Annotated in this window: 19 protein-coding genes and 1 tRNA gene; 17 read left to right on the forward strand and 3 right to left on the reverse strand. The window is 29.3% G+C overall.

Annotated elements, in window-relative coordinates:
• The first annotated feature begins 10 nt into the window (after positions 1-10).
• Entirely contained in the window at positions 11-2221 is a 2211-nt protein-coding gene (locus U880_RS0104450) for a methyl-accepting chemotaxis protein (RefSeq protein ID WP_024654939.1), read from the forward strand.
• A gap of 26 nt (positions 2222-2247) precedes the next feature.
• Positions 2248-4155 (forward strand): methyl-accepting chemotaxis protein, encoded by a 1908-nt coding sequence (locus tag U880_RS0104455; protein ID WP_038359235.1) that lies wholly within the window; start codon positions 2248-2250, stop codon positions 4153-4155.
• Positions 4156-4208: 53 nt separating this feature from the next.
• On the opposite strand, the gene mnmA is transcribed toward U880_RS0104455, so the two are convergent.
• Positions 4209-5273 carry a tRNA 2-thiouridine(34) synthase MnmA gene (gene mnmA / locus U880_RS0104460; RefSeq protein ID WP_024654941.1) on the reverse strand — a complete coding sequence of 355 codons (1065 nt, stop codon included), beginning with the start codon at positions 5271-5273 and terminating at the stop codon, positions 4209-4211.
• A 99-nt stretch (positions 5274-5372) separates the two neighbouring features.
• On the opposite strand from mnmA, the gene U880_RS0104465 reads away from it, so the two are divergent.
• Genes U880_RS0104465 through mvk form a run of 6 tightly spaced genes read left to right on the forward strand, consistent with a single transcriptional unit; the run spans position 5373 to position 11650 of the window.
• Positions 5373-6596 (forward strand): hydroxymethylglutaryl-CoA synthase, encoded by a 1224-nt coding sequence (locus U880_RS0104465; protein WP_024654942.1) that lies wholly within the window; start codon positions 5373-5375, stop codon positions 6594-6596.
• Positions 6580-7644 (forward strand): type 2 isopentenyl-diphosphate Delta-isomerase, encoded by a 1065-nt coding sequence (fni, locus tag U880_RS0104470; protein ID WP_024654943.1) that lies wholly within the window; start codon positions 6580-6582, stop codon positions 7642-7644. Before U880_RS0104465 ends, fni begins: the two co-directional genes overlap by 17 nt.
• A complete protein-coding gene (locus tag U880_RS0104475; RefSeq protein WP_024654944.1) occupies positions 7634-8884 on the forward strand; it encodes a hydroxymethylglutaryl-CoA reductase, degradative in 1251 nt (416 codons plus the stop codon). The genes fni and U880_RS0104475 overlap by 11 nt, the downstream gene beginning before the upstream one ends.
• A gap of 1 nt (position 8885) precedes the next feature.
• Entirely contained in the window at positions 8886-9824 is a 939-nt protein-coding gene (gene mvaD, locus U880_RS0104480) for a diphosphomevalonate decarboxylase (protein ID WP_024654945.1), read from the forward strand.
• Positions 9815-10756, forward strand: a complete 942-nt coding sequence (locus U880_RS0104485) for a GHMP family kinase ATP-binding protein (RefSeq protein ID WP_024654946.1) — start codon at positions 9815-9817, stop codon at positions 10754-10756. The genes mvaD and U880_RS0104485 overlap by 10 nt, the downstream gene beginning before the upstream one ends.
• Positions 10757-11650, forward strand: coding sequence for a mevalonate kinase (gene mvk / locus U880_RS0104490; RefSeq protein ID WP_024654947.1), 894 nt, complete (start codon positions 10757-10759; stop codon positions 11648-11650).
• Between the two features lie 54 nt (positions 11651-11704).
• On the opposite strand, the gene U880_RS0104495 is transcribed toward mvk, so the two are convergent.
• Together U880_RS0104495 and U880_RS0104500 are read right to left on the reverse strand one after the other, a co-directional pair.
• Positions 11705-11778: transfer RNA gene (locus U880_RS0104495), tRNA-Val, on the reverse strand.
• A 43-nt stretch (positions 11779-11821) separates the two neighbouring features.
• Entirely contained in the window at positions 11822-12274 is a 453-nt protein-coding gene (locus U880_RS0104500) for a CAP domain-containing protein (RefSeq protein WP_024654948.1), read from the reverse strand.
• 69 nt (positions 12275-12343) lie between these two features.
• On the opposite strand from U880_RS0104500, the gene U880_RS0104505 reads away from it, so the two are divergent.
• From U880_RS0104505 to rplS, 9 genes are all read left to right on the forward strand, one after another.
• A complete protein-coding gene (locus tag U880_RS0104505; protein ID WP_024654949.1) occupies positions 12344-12847 on the forward strand; it encodes a Dps family protein in 504 nt (167 codons plus the stop codon).
• 145 nt (positions 12848-12992) lie between these two features.
• On the forward strand, positions 12993-15002 hold the full coding sequence (gene fusA / locus U880_RS0104510; RefSeq protein ID WP_024654950.1) for an elongation factor G: 2010 nt from the start codon (positions 12993-12995) through the stop codon (positions 15000-15002).
• A gap of 273 nt (positions 15003-15275) precedes the next feature.
• Positions 15276-16484, forward strand: a complete 1209-nt coding sequence (badR, locus tag U880_RS0104515) for a host adaptation transcriptional regulator BadR (protein ID WP_014696515.1) — start codon at positions 15276-15278, stop codon at positions 16482-16484.
• Positions 16485-16543: 59 nt separating this feature from the next.
• The gene (gene ffh / locus U880_RS0104520; RefSeq protein ID WP_024654951.1) at positions 16544-17893 is read left to right on the forward strand and encodes a signal recognition particle protein; all 1350 of its coding nucleotides are present in this window, start codon (positions 16544-16546) and stop codon (positions 17891-17893) included.
• Positions 17890-18141, forward strand: a complete 252-nt coding sequence (gene rpsP / locus U880_RS0104525) for a 30S ribosomal protein S16 (RefSeq protein ID WP_024654952.1) — start codon at positions 17890-17892, stop codon at positions 18139-18141. The genes ffh and rpsP overlap by 4 nt, the downstream gene beginning before the upstream one ends.
• 9 nt (positions 18142-18150) lie before the next feature.
• Complete coding sequence (locus tag U880_RS0104530; RefSeq protein ID WP_012538436.1) at positions 18151-18399, forward strand: KH domain-containing protein; 249 nt, start codon at positions 18151-18153, stop codon at positions 18397-18399.
• 3 nt (positions 18400-18402) lie between these two features.
• Positions 18403-18903, forward strand: coding sequence for a ribosome maturation factor RimM (gene rimM, locus U880_RS0104535; protein ID WP_024654953.1), 501 nt, complete (start codon positions 18403-18405; stop codon positions 18901-18903).
• On the forward strand, positions 18900-19622 hold the full coding sequence (gene trmD, locus U880_RS0104540; RefSeq protein WP_024654954.1) for a tRNA (guanosine(37)-N1)-methyltransferase TrmD: 723 nt from the start codon (positions 18900-18902) through the stop codon (positions 19620-19622). The genes rimM and trmD overlap by 4 nt, the downstream gene beginning before the upstream one ends.
• The gene (gene rplS, locus U880_RS0104545) at positions 19600-19962 is read left to right on the forward strand and encodes a 50S ribosomal protein L19 (RefSeq protein ID WP_024654955.1); all 363 of its coding nucleotides are present in this window, start codon (positions 19600-19602) and stop codon (positions 19960-19962) included. The genes trmD and rplS overlap by 23 nt, the downstream gene beginning before the upstream one ends.
• The last annotated feature ends 477 nt before the right edge of the window (positions 19963-20439 follow it).

Here is a 20439-nt window from a genome sequence, read left to right on the forward strand (position 1 = left end):
AGGTAGTTTTATGTTAAAAGTTAAGTACAAATTTGTCGGGTATTTATTCTTATGTTTATTATTAGTAATATTGTTTTTTTCTTTGATTTTTAAGTTTATTTTGGGTAATTATTTAGAACGTTATTATAAGCAGTTAACAAGAGCTCAAGTAAGACGGGCTGCTTTTTCTGTACAATCTTTATTAGATACATTTTATATTATAATTGATGGTGCCAGTTCTAATTTGGCTCTTGAGACTATGGATGAATATTCAGTGGTTAAGAATGGTGGACGTATGTTTTCAGAGATGGAAATAGATAGGCTTAGAGAAAATTCTAAAATAGTTCTTGATACTGTAAAGTTTGATAAAAAATATCGTAATCGTTTATACAACATATTGTGGGATTTAAAACTTGATACTTTTTATGAAGACTTTGCATTTCTTGATTTTGAAGGCAATATAATTGTTACTACAAGATATGAAAATAATTCAGATTTTGCGCAACCTGAGTCAGGTACAGAGTATTTTAAAAAAGCTGTTGAAGGTTATAATAAAGATAAATTGGATTTTGTTGGTTGGTATACGTCTCTTAATGAGGGTATAGCAGGAGAAGTTGCTGTTAGATCTTACTATAAGGATAAAAAGGCTTCTGCTATAGTTGTTCCTGTACATTCGGCTGAAGATAAGGTATTTCTTGGCTATTTAGTAGGTTATTTACTTGACGATTGTATAAGAGAGCAATTAGATAGATCTAGGTTTGGATTTTATAATAGAGGAAATTTAGCTTATTTTGATTCACAAAATTATCTTGTGAATCCTCTAATAGAGTATAATGAGAGTTTTAAAGTTAGTGATTCTTTTATTAGTCTTTTAAAGAGTACGTTATCTAATCCCCCTAGAAAAGCCGATGTTGCAACTGAAACATCAGTTTATGAAATTCAAAGAGCTTTTTTGCCAGAGATGGGATTGTATAATTATTATGCTATTTTGCCTATTAGCAGTGAACTTGGGCATAATAGTGGGGTTCTTCTTGCTAGAATCCCTTATGAAGATATTTACGGTGTTGTTAACAGTTTGGCTTTTAAATTTGTTGCGTGTTCTATTTTGGGACTTATTATATTGATTGTCATTCTTGCAGTCAAAATAGAGTCCATTATTGTTTTTAGATTAAATGTGTTTATTAATTTAGTAAGAAGAATGCTTAAAGGGAATTTAGATAAAACTTGTGTTATTGGTGATGATGGATATTATGATGAACTTAGTTTGCTGGGTGTGCAAATTATCAAAATGAAAAATGCTATTGCAGATGCTATTACAAGTGTTCTTAAAAATATTGATTATGTTAATAAGGCAAGTATTGAGGTTGCAAATTCAAGTCAAGGTTTAAGTTCTAGTGCATTGCAACAGGCTTCAACACTTGAAGAAATGTCAGCTAATATAGAACAAATATCAGATGGGGTTAAGATGAGTGCTGATAATTCCCAAGAGACCGAAAGAATAGCTTTAGTTACTGATCAAAATGCTCACATAGGTGGTGAGGCTGTTGAAGAATCTGTTGTGGCTATGCAAGCTATTGTTGAGAAAGTTAGTGTTATTGAAGAGATAGCTAGAAAGACGAATTTGCTTGCTTTAAATGCAGCAATTGAGGCTGCAAGAGCTGGAGAGGAAGGTAAAGGGTTTGCTGTTGTAGCAAGTGAGATTAGAAAGCTTGCTGATCTTAGTAAAGAATCTGCGCTTGAAATTGGTGAATTAGTTGAAGAAAATTCTAGGTTAGCAACGGAGGCGGGGATGATATTTCGGGATATGTTGCCTGACATAGAAAAGACTACTAATCTTGTAAAGAAAATTTCTGAAGGAAGTTATAAACAAAATGAACAAATTATGCAGTTTAAGGTGGCTCTTGATCAGGTTGGTGAGGTAGTACAAGCTTCTGCATCAAGCAGTGAAGAGCTTTCAAGTATGGCTGATAGGATGCTTGAAAAAGCTAAGGAACTTAAAGAGGTAATATCTTTTTTCAAGACTGATGATTCTGATAAATTTGAAGTTGATGATGATTTGATGAAGGAAAATTTTGCTCCTATAAATGTTAAGAGTAGTTCAGTTGTAGGTAATAAAGCAAATGGTGTTCGTGATGATTCAAGTATGAATTATAAGTCTATTAATAAAAGGGTCGATCCTAAGAAAGCTATTGATGTTGTTGATAAGGATTTAGATTTTGATGATGATTTTTCAGATTTTTAAAGCTTATTTTAAGGGGTAGTTGTTATATGAAACTGAAGCTAAGAGTTAGGATATTACTTATTGTTAGTATGCTTATAGCAATTTTTATTTCTGTATTATTTATTGGATTTGGAATGTTAATTAATTCAAGTTTGATAGCGCAACAATTGGATCTTATGCAAAATCTTATTGGCAATGTCAAAAATTCACTAACTAGTTATTTATATTCAATGGAGGAGCGGGTAAAAGTTACTTCGATGTATTTAGATTCTGTAGAAAGGTTTGAATCTATTGCTAGAAGTAAACCTAAAAGAATCGAGGCTATTTTAGATCAAATTGAAATTTTGGTTAAAACGGGTAGGGGTAATAACTTAATGATAACCGATAAGTTAGGTAAAATAATATTTACTACTGCTGTTAAAGATAATAGTGATTATGGTGTTTCTGTTGCAGATAAAGAATATTTTCTTAAATTGCAAGCTTCTAGTTATATGTATAATTCTTCTGTTTTATTGGCAGATTCTGGTTCGATTGAAGAAGTTTTAATGAAAGATATTTCTAAAATAAAAAACGAATCAGGACAAATTCCTTATTTATTGATAGGTGTTCCTTTAAGAGATAATGTTACCAATGATATTTTTGGATATTTTATGATCTTTTATGCTTTTGATTATCTCTATAATTCGTTTAAAGGTATTCGTTTTGGAACATTAAATAGTGGTCGTGCTATGGTATTTGATGAGACAGGTTCATTTATGATTCATCATAAGTGGACTCCTGGTGATAATTTTGTGAAATCTAATACGTATTATGAGCGTGTATTTAAGAATTGTTATGAAGATTTGATACAAAAAAATAAAGAAATTAGTTTTGGTCGTTATGTTGATCCTTTTGACGATGAGTATATTGGATTTGCTCAAAGGGTAAAATGTAAATTATCTGGTGTTTCATTTATAGTATATTTGAGAGCTAATAGGGCAGATTTTTATTATATGCCTAAACTTACTACTTTCATTTTGAGTATAGGCTTTGTAATTACTTTAATTGTTCTTGGTTTTGTTACTATTTATCTTGTAGGTAAACTTAGTTCTGCTTTAAATGGAATTTTAAATTATTCTGAAAAACTTGCTTCTGGAGATTTTACAGTTACAAGTCATGCTTTAAGGTGGGATACTGAAGAAATTCATAAATTATATGATGATTTGGGACTTTTGAGAGAAAATTTTTCGTCTGTTGCTAAGATAATTAATGAGAATCTTGATTATCTTTATGAAAATGCAATTCAAATAGCGAATGCAAGTCAGAATTTAAGTTCTGGTGCGGTTGAACAAGCTTCTACATTGGAGGAAATGACAGCAAATATTGAACAAATATCGCAAGGTGTTACTGAGAATACCTATAATGCATCTACTACCGAGAGTATTGCTGTTAATACTAATGAGAAAACTAAGGAAGGATATCAGTCTGTTACTAAAGCCATTCAGGCTATGGAAATTATTACAGATAAAATCAGTATTATTGATGAGATAACAAGACAAACTAATTTACTTGCTTTAAATGCTTCTATTGAAGCCGCACGAGTTGGAGATAAGGGTAAGGGGTTTGAAGTTGTTGCTGCTGAAGTAAGAAAGCTTGCTGATCAAAGTAAGGAGTCTGCTAGAGAAATTATTGATATTGCAAATAAAAGTTTAACTATTGCAAGTAAAGCAGGTAATAACTTTAAGCAAATCGTTCCTGGAATGGAAGAAACGGCTGGGCTTGTGAAAAATATTACTCGTGAAAGTTCTAATCAGCGTAATCAAATTGTACAATTTAAAAATGCAATAGAACAAGTTAGTCAATTGGTTCAAACAACAGCATCAAGTAGTGAGAATCTTTCAGCGATGTCGGAAAGAATGTTGGAGAGTGTGAAACATTTAAAAGATTCTGTTGATTATTTTAAGATTGATCAATAAACCTATAGAAATAAATGGTTACTATAGGTTTATTTTGATATAAAATATATCTTTTATATTAGTGTTTTAAGGATTTTAGCTCCACCTAGGCATTCATCTTCTTTATAAAATATGCAAAATTGACCTGGTGAAATTCCATAGTCTTTTTCTTCTAGGTTAACTTTTATAATGTTATCTTTTAATATTTCTATTTTACATTTTATTTTTTTTTCTCCATGTCTTATTTTTGCGCTTAAGTTGTCATTTTTTAGTGGTTTATTGATCCAATTTGTTTTATGAACTAAAAATTGTTCTTTACCTTGTTTTAGATAATTTATACTGTTTGAAATATAAATGATATTATTTTGAATATCCTTTTCTGTTACAAACCATGGTCCATGACTAAGTTTAATACCTTTTCTTTGGCCAATTGTGAAAAACCAATATCCATTATGTGTTCCAAGTATTTTACCAGTCTCTTGTTCAATTATATTACCTTTAAGTTCTCCTAAATGATATTTTATAAATTCGTTATATTTGATTTTTCCAAGAAAGCAGATTCCTTGGCTGTCTTTTCTGTTTTTGTTTGGCAAATCTATTTCATGTGCTATTTGTCTTATTTCACTTTTTAATAAATCACCCAATGGGAAATGTAATTTGGATATTTGTTTTTTAGAGAGATGAGAGAGAAAGTAACTTTGATCTTTTATTTTGTCTTTAGCTTGTTTTAATGTATAGCAATTATTTTTATTTTCTATTTTTGCATAGTGTCCTGTTACAATTAAATCATATTTTTCATTTATTTTTTCAAAAAATGCACCGAATTTAATTCTTTGATTACAAAATATATCTGGGCTTGGTGTATTTCCCATTTTTAATTCTTCAATAGCATAAGTTACTACTCTGTCGTAGTATTCTTCTTGTAAATTAATAATTTCATATGGTACATTGAGTTTTTTACATACAGAATCTACGTAAGTTATATCTTCTTTCCAAGGACATTCGCCTATATAGGAAAGTTCATCTTCAAGCCAAATTTTTAGATAATAACATTTTATATTCTTATATCCTTTTTGTATCATTGTATAAAGAGCTACGGAGCTGTCTACTCCACCAGATAGAAGTACTGCTATTTTCATAATTTATTTCTCCTCTTAGCATATCATATTGAACTTTGATATTTTTATGATCTATAGTATAAATTACTTGGTAATCATTTTTTAAATTGGAGGAAATTGATGAAAGTTGGTATTAGTGATATTAGAGTTTTTTTGCCTTTAAATTGTTTAGATTTTCGTGTTCTTTTAGATAATTCATTGTACAATTCTGATGAAAATTTTTTTGCTAAATTTAATAGAGCCATTGATGCGACGCTTCAGAAGGCATTTAGATTTACAGGTACTAATGAAGACAGTGTTACAATGGCAAGTGCTGCTGTTAAGATGATTTTTGATAATAATGATCTTGATTTAAAGAATATGAGGATATTTCTAGGTGGAACTGAGACAGGAGTAGATCATTCAAAATCAATATCATCGTATGTTTATGGGGCTTTAAAGTTGGCTGGGATTAATTTAGAGAATAATTTTTTAACTTTTCAAGTTCAGCATGCTTGTGCAGGGACCGCACTTTCTTTGCATAGTGCTTCAAGTATTTTAAGTCATTTAAATGGATCTGAATATGGAATAGTATTCTCTAGTGATATTGCGCATTATAATAATCTTACTACAGCAGAAATTACTCAAGGTGCTGGGGCTGCAGCAGTTTTAATTGAGAAAAATCCAAAAGTTTTATCTATTAATTTGTCTGAATTTGGAGTTTATACTGATGATGTTGATGATTTCTTTAGGCCATTTGGAAGTCTTGAAGCTAAAGTGAAAGGGCGTTATTCTATTGATTGTTACAATAAGGCAAATGAAGGGGCTTTAGCCGATTTTGCATATAAGAAAAATATGAGCATTAAAGATTTATTTTCTAAGTATAGATTTATTTTACATGTTCCTTTTGCAAAAATGCCTATAGATTCTATGCATTATGTTTTAAAAAAATATTATAGCGAAGATGAATCTGAGAGGAATGCTTATTTAGAATCAATAGACTTTTATGATTCTGTTGAAGCTTCTAAGGAAGTTGGGAATTTATATACAGGATCAATATTTTTATCTTTAATGTCTTATTTAAAGCGAGTATTTGAAAAAAAGGATATTAGTGGAGAGAGTATACTTTTTTGTTCTTATGGGTCTGGAAATATTATGGTTATTTATGAGCTTACTGTTGAAAAGAATGCTCATTATGTGATTAAGACTTGGGATATTGATAAACTACTTTCAGTAAGGCACAATGCAAATTTTGATGAATATCGAAATTTTTTTGAAAATAAAATTATTCCACATGAGTCACAAGGTTTTTATTTAAAAGAAATTAGGGAAGATGGATATCGAATTTATGGGTATCGAGCCTAATATATTAGATAATAAGAGACAACAAATTGAAATTTGTTTAAATAGGGAAAATGTTAATAAAAGTGATAATCTTTTAAATTTTGTTAATATAAAACATGATGCACTTAGTGAGCTTGATTTTTGTGAAATAGATACGCATGAGAATTTATTTGGTTATGATATTGCTATGCCTATTTTTATATCATCAATGACAGGAGGAGTTAGAGAAGGTAATAAATTGAATAAATCTCTTGTTAGAATTGCAAATGATATTGGTATTCCTATGGGTCTTGGCTCTTTTAAGCTTATATTTAAATATCCTGAATATATTAAAGATTTTTCATTAAAAAAATATGCTGATAATATTCCGTTGTTTTCTAATATAGGTGTTGTTCAGTTACGAGAATTTGGTGTTTTTGAAATAATTGAGATGAATAAGAGGTTGGAGGTTGATGCTATAATTTTGCATTTAAATTCTGGTCAAGAATTGATGAATTCTAAGGGTGGGAGAAGCTTTAAAGGAATTAAAGACACAATTGCTAAGTTTTGTTCTGTGTCAAATTTGCCAGTCATTGTTAAAGAAACCGGTTTTGGAATGTCGCCTGATGCTGTTATTAGTTTGTTAGAACTTGGAGTTTCTTATGTTGATCTTGCTGGTAGTGGTGGTACTAATTGGGTTTTAGTTGAAGGTATTAAAGAAAAAAATTTAGATATTGCATCTTGTTTTGCTAATTGGGGCATATCTTCGGTTTTGACATTACTTAGTATTGATGAGTCTTTTAAAGATAAGATTTTTGCATCAGGAGGATATGAAACAGGTATGGATATTGCAAAAGGTATTGCTCTTGGGGCTCAATTAGTAGGAGTTGCAGGGGCTGTTCTGAGGGTTTTTTATGCAGGAGGCGAAGAAGCTTTATATAAGCTTTTCAAAGACTATGAATATGTCTTAAAGATGTCTATGCTTTTAAGTAATAGTCAAAATTTGGCACAGTTTAGAACAAATAAATATTTTTTAAGTTATCCATTGATGCTTAATATTAAGGGTTTTAAAGATTGTTATGAAACTTAGTGATGATTTTAGAAATAAAAGTATTTTAGATAAAAAACGAGAGATAAAGGATTTTTTAAAATTAAATTTTGATGATTTTTTTTATGATTCTACTGATGAGAATTTTTTGTCTCATATGATAGAGAATTATATTGGTTATCTATCTTTGCCTGTTGGTATTGTTAAAAATTTAAAAGTAAATGATAAATATTATAGTGTACCTATTGCTACGGAAGAACCATCTGTTATTGCTGCATTGAATTTTGCAGCTAAAATTCTTGAAACTGCAAATTTAAGTTATTCTGTGGGTGAGGTGTTAGGTATTGCTCAAGTTTATATAAGCACAGATAAAGATTTAAGTGATATTCTTCTTGGTCTTCATGAAAAAATAGATTTTTGGTCTAAATCTCTCTTAAAAAACATGGAACTTAGGGGTGGAGGTTTTAGAAGACTTTCTACTAAATTTATTGAAGAAATTGGTATTCAAAAATTAAATATTTACATAGATGTTTGTGATGTTATGGGTTCAAATTTATTAAATTCAGTGGCTGAAAGAGTGGCCCATAATATTAATTTAGAATTTGGATATAAATGTGTATTGAAGATTTTGAGTAATGATTCTAATGATTTTTCTGTAAAGGCCAATTTTAGGTTAAATATTAATAATTTGCTTAAGAATAATGAAGAATCCTTGACTTTAGCACATAATATCTCTCTTATTTCAAAGATAGGATTTTTTGAAGAAGAGCGTGCTATTACTAATAATAAAGGTATTATGAATGGTATAACAGGTTTATGTGTTGCTACACTTAATGATACAAGGGCTCTTGAGGCAAGCATACATAAATTTGCCTCAAGAAGTGGTAAATACTTACCTCTTAGTAAATTTTATGTTTCCGATGAAAATTTGATGGGAGAAATAGAATTACCTTTACAAGTTGGGATTAAAGGAGGTTCAGTTGGTTCGCATGAGGCATCTATGTTAAGCTTTAAAATTATGGGTATTGATTGCAAAAAGGAGTTTATGGGTATTCTTGCTTGTGTTGGACTTTCAAGCAATTTTGCGGCTTTAAGAGCACTTGCTTTTGATGGAATTCAAAGGGGACATATGAGATTGCATGTTAATAAGATTTTATATCTTCTTGAAAGAGATTATAATGTGTCTAGTGATGAGAGAGAAAAAATATTATTGAGTATGAATGAAAACGGAATTTATTCTCTTGATTTTGCATTGAAATTTTTAAGTGATTTGAGAGCTTAGTGTGAAGGTTAAATGTAAGGTAAATCCTAGTCTGGCTTTAATTAAATATTGGGGAAAGAGAGATAGATTTTTAAATATTCCTGCTACTTCGAGTATTGCTGTTAGTGTTGATAAATTTTATTCTATAACTGAACTTGAATTGTCATCTACAGATGAAATAATTCTGAATTCGAAATCTGTTGTTTTACAAAATAGAGAAAAAAGATTTTTCAATTATGCAAGAAAAATATTAAATAAATTAGATATTAGATTTAAGATAGTTAGTGAAAATAATTTTCCAACATCAGCAGGACTTGCAAGTTCAAGTTCTGGTTTTGCGTCTATTGCTGCTTGTATTTTAAAATATTTTAATCAATATTCTCATCAAAAAGCTTCAAATCTTGCAAGAATAGGATCAGCTTCAGCGTCAAGAGCTATTTATGGTGGATTTACTTTTTTAAAAGAAGGTGCTTTAAGTGCATTTCAATGTAATAATTACAATTGTTTTAATGAATTGTGCATTATATTTGCTATAGTTGATGGGCAAGAAAAAGAAATTTCTTCAAGAACTGCCATGGAGCTTTGTAAGCAAGAAAAGTTTTATTGGGATGCTTGGATTAAATCTAGTCAAAATATCTTTAAGGAAGCTTTATATTTTTTTTTAATAGGAGATTTTAATAAATTTGGTTTGAGAGTTGTTAAAAGTTATCAGTGTATGTTTGCCTTAATGTTATCATCTTCTATTATTTATTTCAAAGATAATACTATAAATTTGATAAAATATGTGGCTGAGTTGCGAAGAGAGGGTTTTTCTGTTTTTGAAACTATGGATGCTGGACCACAAGTTAAGATATTGTGTTTAAAGAAAGATTTGAATTTGATTTTGCCCAAACTTACTAAAAATTTTAAAGATGTTAATTTTATTGTTTCAGGGATTGGACGTGGTTTGGAATGGATATGATAAATTTTTCAGTGCCTGGTAATTTGCTTTTAATGGGTGAATATTCTATTTTAGAAGAAAATGGTTTTGGTCTTGCAATTGCAATTGACGAGAGAGCTTATTTTTCTTTTAAACAAAGTGATAAATGGCGTTTTTTTGCTAAAAGAACTAAAATTGATGGTTTTACTTTAATAGAAAGTAATGATGATTTTATTTTTAAGATGTTTAGCTATTTAAAGTATTATTATTTTAATAATTTAGAAGTTTTTCCCTTTGATGTTTATGTTGATACAAGTAATTTTTTTTTAAATAGTGGTGTTAAGAAAGGATTTGGGTCGAGTGCTGTTGTTGCTGTTGGGATTGTATGTGGAATTTATTTAATTTTAAATGGTGGTAAAAATTTTCTTAAAGATAAAATTTTTATGTATTGCCTTGAAGCTTACAGATATGCTCAAGGGGGTATGGGTAGTGGGTATGATATTGCTACAAGTCTTTTTGGAGGTGTTGTTATGTTTAGGGGAGGTAATTCTCCGAAATATGAGCTTTTAGATAAAATATGTTTTGACAATTTTTATCTAATGAAAGGTCCAGGTCCCGTTAAAACTACTAATGCTATCATTAGATATAATGGATATAGAGATTCTTTGGTGAGTTTTATGCGAGATGTTAATATTGTAATGGAAAATATTATTTTAAATGTTAGTAATTCTACTCATTGTTTACTGTCTAGTTTAAAGTTGGCAAGAAATATAGGCTTGGAAATTGGGAAGAGAATAGGAATTTCTGCTGAGTTACCTTTAAATCTTTCTTATCTTAAAGATGAATGTACTTTGATTAAGGCTTTGGGTGCTGGGAATGAAACTTTTTTAGTCTATAATCCAAATTTTGAAGTTTTTAAACAATTTGATATTGAACCTATAAATCTAGATTTGGTTGGTGTTAAATTTCATTAGATGTTTATAATAAAAAAATCTTCCAAAATATTATTTTTAGGTGAACATAGTGCTGTTTATGGCTTTCCAGTAATTGGTACTACGATACCTTTTTATATGTATTTAGTTTATACTTTTTCTACTTATTGGAGATATTTGGGGGAGCCTTCTTTCAAAATAGATGAAATAATATCCTTTATTAATAGAAACTTTAGTAAAGTTAGGCCTATTGAATTTTTAATATTTTCTCAAATTCCAGTTGGTTTGGGATTTGGTTCTTCTGCCAGTCTTAGTTTATGTTTTGCTGAATACATTGTAAGTCATGATGAATATAATGCTTATGATAAGATTTTATTAGCAAGAGAAATTGAAAACATTTTTCATGGTAAATCTTCTGGTATGGATATTTTACTTGTTGAATTAAATGGGACTTTTTATTTGGAAAATAAAAATGGTATTTTCAGTTATAAAAAAATAGAATTTTGTAATTTTTATTTTTTGGTTGGTGCTGTCAAAAGGGAATGTGAAACAAGTAAGATAATATCTGATTTAAATTATAAAATTTCTGTTGAGAATAGCCAATTTGATATTATTGAAAAGCTTGGTTATATTGTTGAGAATTCTTATGCTGCTTTTAAGAAACAAGATATTGATTTGTTAGCAAATAATGTTAATATTGCCAATAATTATTTAGATTCTTTAGGATTGTCTTCAAATATACTTAATTACATAATAGCAAGGGGAAGGGAGTTTAAGGCTGTTGCTGGAAAATTGAGTGGTGCTGGTAGAGGAGGGGCTTTTATTTTGCTTTTTAAAGATAAAAATGACGCTATGTTTTGTTTAGAGAAATTGGATAAGGATTTAAAGGAAAATAATATTAATTTAATTTTTAAACTTCACTTATTTAAGTCTTAGTAATGTTGAAATATTATATTTGAGATTAAATTAAGGGAACTAACACAATAATTTTGGGTCCAGAGGGACTCGAACCCCCGACATCCTGCTTGTAAGGCAGGCGCTCTGACCACCTGAGCTATAAACCCTTGAAGTATCAATAGAAATTATATAAGATAAACTTGATTTATGTCAAATTCTTTTACATTTTTCTCCAAAAAGAACCACAAATATATTTTTGTTATCTTTTGTGCGTAATACATACCCGCCTATTTTGCTTGTATCTTTATTTATTAGAGCTTCTTTGTGTTTTGGACTTTGAAGCCATGCATTAGTTACATCTTGAACTTCCATTTTTGCTGCTAAAATTTCTCTTATTCTGCAAAAATTTTTGTCATATTTGCTTACTCGTTGCATAGGAGTTGTTCCAAATAGTGTATGTGTTAATACGTCATTTTTATCTAAATTTATTGCATATTCTTTTGCTACAGTTTCAAGGGTTTTATCTACCTCTAGTTTTTTTAAATTTAAATTATCTCTTAATTTATGAATATCTGAGTAAAGAAAAGTTAAGTCTTTATTGGTGCCCATGAGTGCACATTGACTTGTAAGGAATAAAATAATGATAGGAATTTTTTTTTGCATAATAAACCTACTTATACTAAAATAATATAATTATAACATATATGTAATTATATTAAATAGGAGAATAATGTGGAAAATAATTTGGGTTATTTAGAAAAAGAAAATTCAGCTAAAATTCATTTAGCACTTCAGGAATTGTTAGCGGGCTTACATATTTTTTATGCTAATTTAAGAGGTATTCATTGGAATATTAAGGATATTAATTTTTTTGTGATACATAAAGAAACAGAAAAACTTTATGATTATGTTGCAGAGGTTATTGATATCATAGCTGAGAGATCTAGAGGACTTGGATATGATTCTGAATTTAGATGTTCTGAATTTATTAAGAAGTCGTTTATTAAAGAAATTACTTTAGATGTAAGTTCAAGTTTAATACCTTCAATTAAGAGTATTATTTGTAATTTAGGTGATATTATTAAGAATATGTCTAAGACAAGATGTTTTATTGATAGTACATCTGATTATGGGACAGCTAATATTTTAGATGATATTATTGTTTCTTTTGAAAAGTATTTATGGATGTACAAATCTTTATTGAATGGTTGTGCATGTGTATGTAATAACGAATAACATTGTAGTTAAAGACATTGATTATATGTTATGATGAAAATAATTTTTAATAATTATTTTTGTATGTCTTAGTTAGTCGTTAAATTATTATTTAATTGAATAAAGCTATAGCAAGATCTATAGCTTTTTGGTGTTTGAGGGCTTTATGGAAATTAGAAACATTGGAATTATGGCACATATTGATGCTGGCAAGACTACTACTACAGAGAGAATTATATATTATACTGGTAAAACTCATAAGCTAGGAGATGTTGATTCTGGAAATACTGTTACTGATTGGATGACTCAAGAACAAGATAGAGGTATTACAATTAGTTCTGCTGCTATTACTTGTTATTGGAAAAATTATCAAATAAATATTATTGATACTCCTGGACATGTTGATTTTACAGCTGAAGTTGAGAGGTCTCTTCGTGTTCTTGATGGGGGTATTGTGGTATTTAGTGCTGTTGATGGAATTCAGGCACAAACTGAAACAGTTTGGAAACAGGCATCAAAGTATGGTATCCCAAGGCTTGCTTATGTTAATAAAATGGATCGTGTAGGAGCTAATTTTTTTAAAGTAGTTGAGGATATAGAAAGTAAGTTTGGTATAGTGCCAGTTATTTTGCAAATTCCAATTGGAAGTGAGAGTTCATTTGAAGGCGTTATAGATATCATTCGTAATAAAGAATTACATTTTGAATTTAGAGATGGTAAACCTGTTGTTATTGAGGATATGGTTCGTGAAGAATTTGTTGAGACTGTTGAGGGCTTTAGAGAAAAGTTAATAAATTCTCTTAGTAATTTTAGTGAAAAGATTACTGAACTTTTTCTTGAGTATTCTGTTGTTGATGATTCTGTTATAATTGAAGAAATTCGAAGATGTACCATTGAGGGTCTTGTTATTCCTGTTTTGATGGGTACTAGTCTTAAAAATATTGGTATAGAACCTTTAATAGATGCTATTGTGGATTACCTTCCAAATCCTTTTGAAAAAAAAATTAATGCTCATTCTTTAAAAACAGATAGAAATATGTTGCTTGATCCTAGAGAAGAGAAAAAATTGTCTGCACTTGTGTTTAAGGTTCAATATTTTAGTGCAATTGCTGCCCATCTTTATTTTATTAGGGTATATTCAGGAGAATTGAATTCATCTAAAAAAGTTTTTAATGTTGCTAAGAATAAACGTGAAAAATTTACAAGAATTTTTCGGGTTTTTTCAAATAAGAATGAACAGATTGATGCAGTTAAGGCAGGTGATATTGGGGCGGTTATTGGACTTAAATATTCTATAACGGGTGATACTCTTGTTGAAGAGGGAAATGATATTATTCTTGAATCTTTAGTATTCCCAGAGCCAGTTGTTTTGATATCTATTGAACCTGAGAGAGCATCTGATGATACTAAACTTAAAGAGGTTCTTGAGATTATTGCCAAAGAGGATCCTACTTTTAGTTATAGGGAAGATAAAGAAACGGGACAATTATTGATATCTGGAATGGGTGAATTACATCTTGAGATTATTATTATGCGTATTAAAGATGATTTTAAACTTAATGTTTATACGGGTAAACCTCAAGTAAGTTATAGAGAAAGTTTAAGTTTAACAGTTAATGATATATTTGAATTTGTTAATATCTTTTCTGGTAAAGAGATTAATTTAAAAATAGGAATGATTTTAAGTCCTTTGTCAAGAGGTGAAGGAAATAAAATTGAGTTTGAGTGTGATGTTGAGCCTTTATTTAAAGCTGCTATATTCAGAGGTATTACTTCTTCTTTCTCGAGTGGTATTATTGGCTATCCGATTATTGATACTTTGGTTAAGATTATTTCATTAAATTATGATAAGGTTAAAATTAGTGAATCTGCCATGGAATCAATATCTGGATTTGCATTTAATGAGTTTTTCAGAAGAGCAAGTCCTATTAAACTTGAACCTATTATGATGTTAGAAATTAGGACTCCTATTGAATATACAGGGGATGTTGTCTCTACATTAAATGCTGTTGGGGGGATGATTCATTCTATTAGTAATATTGATGACTATGAAATAATACGCGCAGAGGCAGCTTTTGCAAAGCTTTTCGGATATACTTCTATTTTTAGAAGTTCTACTAAAGGTAGAGGAGTTTTTACTATGGAATTTTTATATTTTAAAGAAAAAGTAGAGTGATGTTTTTGAATTTTTTTACTTGAAATTTGTTTTTTTAAAATATGATATAAATTATTTTATGTTCTAATTTATCTTTTTTAGTTAGTTAATTGACTTGGATTTTATATTTTAATACCTTTGTGGATTATTTCAATAATTAAAAATATAGAATATTTTTTGTTATTAAAAGAGTATTTTTGTCTTTGAATGTTCTACTAGAATATTAAGGTGATTTTTTGATATTATGTCTTATTATTAATATTTTTTTATTTTAAAAATAAAGGAGGTTGTTTTATGCAGGGTGAGAATATGGTTTCAATTAGAGGTGGTAATAGAAAAAAGATACTCCTTAGTTTGAAGAATATGCAGTATTCAAGGACAGATCTGGCTCGTAAGTTATCATTGACAAATGCAGCTGTGACTATTCTTACTAATCATATGATAAAAGAGAATATTTTAGTTGAGGTTGGGTCAAAAGAATCAGATATTAAGAAGCATGGAAGGAAAGAAATACTTCTTGATATTAATAAAGATTTTGCATATTCAATGGGAGTGATTATTTCAAGTAATTATTTCCAGATAGGAATTGCTAATCTTAAATGTGAGGTTTTAATAAGTGAAACTTATTCTTTTGAACCACCAGTTAGTGCTTATGAGATATTAGAAAGAATTAAAGATCATATGATTGAAATTATTTGGAAGCATAATTTTTCAAGAGATAAATTTATTGGATTAGGTTTTAGTATTACTGGGATAATTAAGGATAAGGAATCTGGTATTGTTAATGATAGCCATGGTGCATGGATTGAGAAAGATGTTCCTGTGAAAGCTATATTAGAGGAATATTTTTCGCTTACTGTATACCTTGAAAGTTATGTAAAAAATCTTTCTCTTGCTGAATTTATGGGCAAGAATGTGGATAATATCATGTTTTTCGATTATACAGATACAGCTGAGCTTTCTATTTGGTCTGATGGTAATGTTTATTCTGGCTTTAATAATAAATCTGGTATGGTGAGTCATATGGTCATTGATTATGGAGGTGAGAAAAATTGTCCTACTTGTGGAAATAAGGGATGTGTTAATATGTTAATTTCTAATTTTGCACTGCAGCGTTTAATTTCGAAAGAATTTATGAATGGAGAGATTCCTGAGCTTTATGATAAGTATGAAAGTAGACTTAAAAAGGTTACAATATATGATATTTTTGCGCTTCATGATAAATATGATTTTATACATAAAATAATGGAGGATACAGTAAAATATTTGGCAATAGTTATTATTAATATTCAAAGGGTTCTTGATTTTAATTATTTAGTTCTTTATGGTCAAAGTTTTAAACTTAAGAGTTTTTTTGATTTACTTAAAGAGGAGATAAAAAGATTAAATAAAGAAAGTATAATATTAAAACTTAGCTCTCTAGATACTGAAGTATCTGTTGTTGGACCTGCTTCTAGTGTTATTTTTAATAAATTTTATTTGACAGGGGGAGATATTGATTAATATTTTCTTTTTTTGTATTGTATACTTTGTAGGATTTTTGCAAAAGAGGGTAACTTTTAGTGTTTGAAAATTTAAGTGCAGGCTTTAGAGACTTTGTAAAGTATGTTTCTGGGAAAGCTGTTATAAATGAAAAAAATATTGAAACAGCTATTGACACTATTAAGAATGCCTTAATTGAAGCTGATGTTAATTTAAGGGTTGTAAGACGTTTTGTAAATTCTGTTGTAGAAGAGGCAAAAGGAATTAAGGTTTTAAGAGGTGTTGATCCTAAGTCTCATTTTATTAAAATTGTTAATGATAAGCTTGTAAATTTTTTGGGAGATAAACATTCTGAGCTTCTTTTAAATCCCATTAATAAATTATCTTGTATTTTAATGCTTGGTCTTCAAGGTTCTGGGAAGACTACAACGTGTGCAAAACTTGCTATGAGGCTTAAATCGGAGAATCGTAAAGTTCTTCTTGTTGCTGCAGATACATTTAGGGCCGCAGCAATTGAGCAATTGAAGGTTTTAGGTGCACAAATTGACATTTCTGTTTTTGTTCTTGAGAATGAAGATAGTCCTATTAAAGTTGTAAAAAAATCTATTGAATATGCTAGATCAGAGCTTTTTGATACTTTGATAATAGATACTAGAGGACGTCTTGAAGTTGAAGATTTATTGTTAAGAGAAATAATAGATATTAAAAATATTGTGGTTCCTACAGAGACAATATTAGTTGCAGATGCAATGACAGGTCAGGTTGCTGTAAATATTGCAAAAAAATTTAATGAGAGTGTAGGGATTACGGGTGTAATTTTTACGAAATTTGATTCTGATGCTAGGGGTGGTGCAATACTCTCGCTTAAGACTATTTGTGGAGCTCCTATTAAGTTTGTTGGGGTTGGTGAGAAACCCGAAGATCTTGATATTTTTTATCCAGATAGAGTTGCTTCACGAATTCTTGGTATGGGAGATGTTGTTACTCTTGTAGAGAGAGCTCAGAGTATTATAGATAAGGAAGAAGCTTTAAAACTTGAAGAAAAAGTTAGAAAAGCTAACTTTAATTTTGAAGATTATTTAAATCAATTTAAGTATATGCGTAATATGGGTGGGGTTTCTACTTTGATGGGAATGCTTCCTGGTGTGTCGTCAGAAGTGCTTGGTCGTAGTGTTAATGAGAGAGAACTTAAAAGGGAAGAAGCAATTATACTTTCTATGACTCAAAGAGAAAGGCGCAATCCTGTTATTTTAAATAATCCTTCAAGAAAGAAAAGAATAGCTTTAGGAAGTGGGACAACGCTTTTTGAAGTTAATAAACTTATTAAAAAATTTAGTCAAACAGTTTTAATGCTTAAAAAAATGAAAAATAAGAGCTTTCAAAACAAGATAGCATCTCTTTTTGGAGGTAAAGGAGGCATGGTAGATTGAGTGTTAGAATAAGATTAAAAAGGATGGGGGCAAAAAAGAGGCCTTATTATCGAATTGTAGTAATGGATTCTTCTTCGCCTAGAGATGGACGAGCTATTGAAGAGCTTGGGTATTATCATCCTGTTGAAAGGCAAAATCAAGTCAAAATAAATAAGAATAAATTTCAAGAGTGGATAGACAAAGGTGCTATTCCAAGTGATACGGTTAAGAGGATTTTAAATAAAAGTAATTTTAAAGTTGATAATTAGGAGGAACTAATGAAAGAGTACGGTAATGAAATTGAACTTATAGAATTTGTGGTAAAATCTCTTGTGGATAAAAAAGATGAGGTTAAATTGAATGTAGTTGAAGGTGAGAAATCAACTATTTTGGAGTTAAGAGTTTCTGCAAATGATGTTGGAAAAATAATTGGAAGAAGAGGTCGCATTGCAAGGGCTATTAGGACGCTTCTTAGTGCTTGTGCTGCAAAAACAAATAGGAGAGTTCAGTTAGAAATTTTGGACTAATTTATGTTTGTAAAAGGCATAATATTATCGTCTTATGGGATTAATGGATATGCTAAGGTTAAAAGCATATCCAATGGTTTTAGTGATTTTTTTTGTTTAAAAAATAGTAAATTAGTTTTAAAAAAAAATTTTTGTTCTTCAGTTGAAGTTACAGTTGAAGACGTATCTTTAAGGAATAATTCGTTATTATTAAAGTTTAGAGAATTTAATGCTCCTGAGCCCATTAAAGACTTAATTGGTTTTGAATTATGGGTAAGTGATGAACTTGCATCTAAATTAGAAAAAGATGAGTATTATTTTAGCGAGCTTATTGGGTATAGAGTAGTTAATGATGGGGTAGAAGTAGGAATTGTTGTATCTTTTTTTGAATCCTCAAAATCAGTTCTTCTTGAAATTAAGGTTGGAGATAGATTATTTTTTGTTCCTTTTTTAGATGTTTATCTTGGAGATATTAATAGGGAACTTAAAACTATTGAGCTTAAGGTATTAGAGCTCTTGCAATGAGAATTACAATTCTCTCTTTATTTCCTTCAATCATTACTCCATTTTTTGAAAATTCAATAATGAAAAAGGTTGTAGATAAGGGTATCATAAGTTATGAAGTCATATCTATTCGTGACTTTTCTAAAGATAAAAACAAAAGATGTGATGATGTCCCTTATGGTGGGGGTGCAGGTATGGTTTTAAAAGTACAACCTATTGTTGATGCTCTTGAATATGTAAATGCAAATTCAAAGACTACGATATTTGTAAGTCCGTCTGGATTGAAGTATACTCAAAAATTGGCTTATGACTTGTCAAAGAAGGATGAACTTGTTATAATTTGTGGGAGATATGAAGGGCTTGATCAACGTGTGATTGATTTGTATGTTGATCTTGAAATTTCAGTTGGAGATTATGTTTTGTCTTCAGGTGAAGTTGCAGCTCTTGTTATAATAGATAGTGTATATAGATTATTAGATGGTGTAATAAATCCTAGTTCTTTGTGTGAGGAATCTTTTAGTTTTGAGTCTGGTTTGCTTGAATATCCTCATTATACTAGGCCTTATGAATTTAGGAATTTGAAAGTTCCTGATGTGCTTTTATCGGGGCATCATGAAGAAATAAAGAAATGGCGATTTATTAAGTCAGTTGAAAAAACTAAAAAAAATAGATTTGATTTGTACCTTAAATATTTGGAAATGAGAGGAGAAAAAAATGATGGATTTGATAAGAAAAATTGAGGCTAAAGGAAAGAGAACAGAAAGTTTTGATTTTAGGGTAGGAGATACTATACGTGTTAGTTATAAAATCATAGAAGGAACTAATGAGAGAATTCAAAATTTTGAGGGTCTTGTTATATCTATTCAAAATAAAGGGATAGGTCAAACTTTTTTAGTGAGAAAAATTTCTTCAGGAATTGGAGTTGAAAAAATTTTTCCTATGCATTCACCTATTATCGAAAAAGTTCAGGTTTTAAAGAGAGGAAAAGTAAGACGAGCTAAGCTTTATTATATGCGAGATAGAATTGGTAAGGCTGCTATGAAAATAAAAGAACGTCTTGATGTTAAGAAACTTAAATAATGATCGTTTGAGGTTAAGAGTGGTTCTTTTTAAAAGTTGGATTGAAGTGTTTTGCTAAAGTGCTTGCTGTTTTTTATAATTTTCTGTTTAGTGTTAATTATACATTTTTGTTTTGGGATTTTTTTTATTTAAAAATGATAAATTTTTATTTTGTTATATAAAAAAGGTAATTTTATTATTCCTATTTCTTTTGGATTGGTAAAAGGTGATATTTTTATTTTTATAATTTAGAGATTAAAGGTCATTTTAAATGAATTTTTGTTTATTTTTTATTAACAAGAAAAAATAATTTGTGAGTTTGATAAATTTTGCTATAGTTTTAAATATAAAAATATATTTAGATTTTGATTTAAATGATATTATAGGAGATCCCAAGCCTCTCTTGTTTGTTGTGATGTAAGCTGATAAGATATATTAAATTCAGTTTAATAATTTAAAAAATTTTTATTGTGGAATAATGATTGTAAAGTGTCATTG

Origin of the sequence: Borrelia hispanica CRI (genome assembly GCF_000500065.1) — a bacterium.
Classification (GTDB): Bacteria; Spirochaetota; Spirochaetia; order Borreliales; family Borreliaceae; genus Borrelia; species Borrelia hispanica.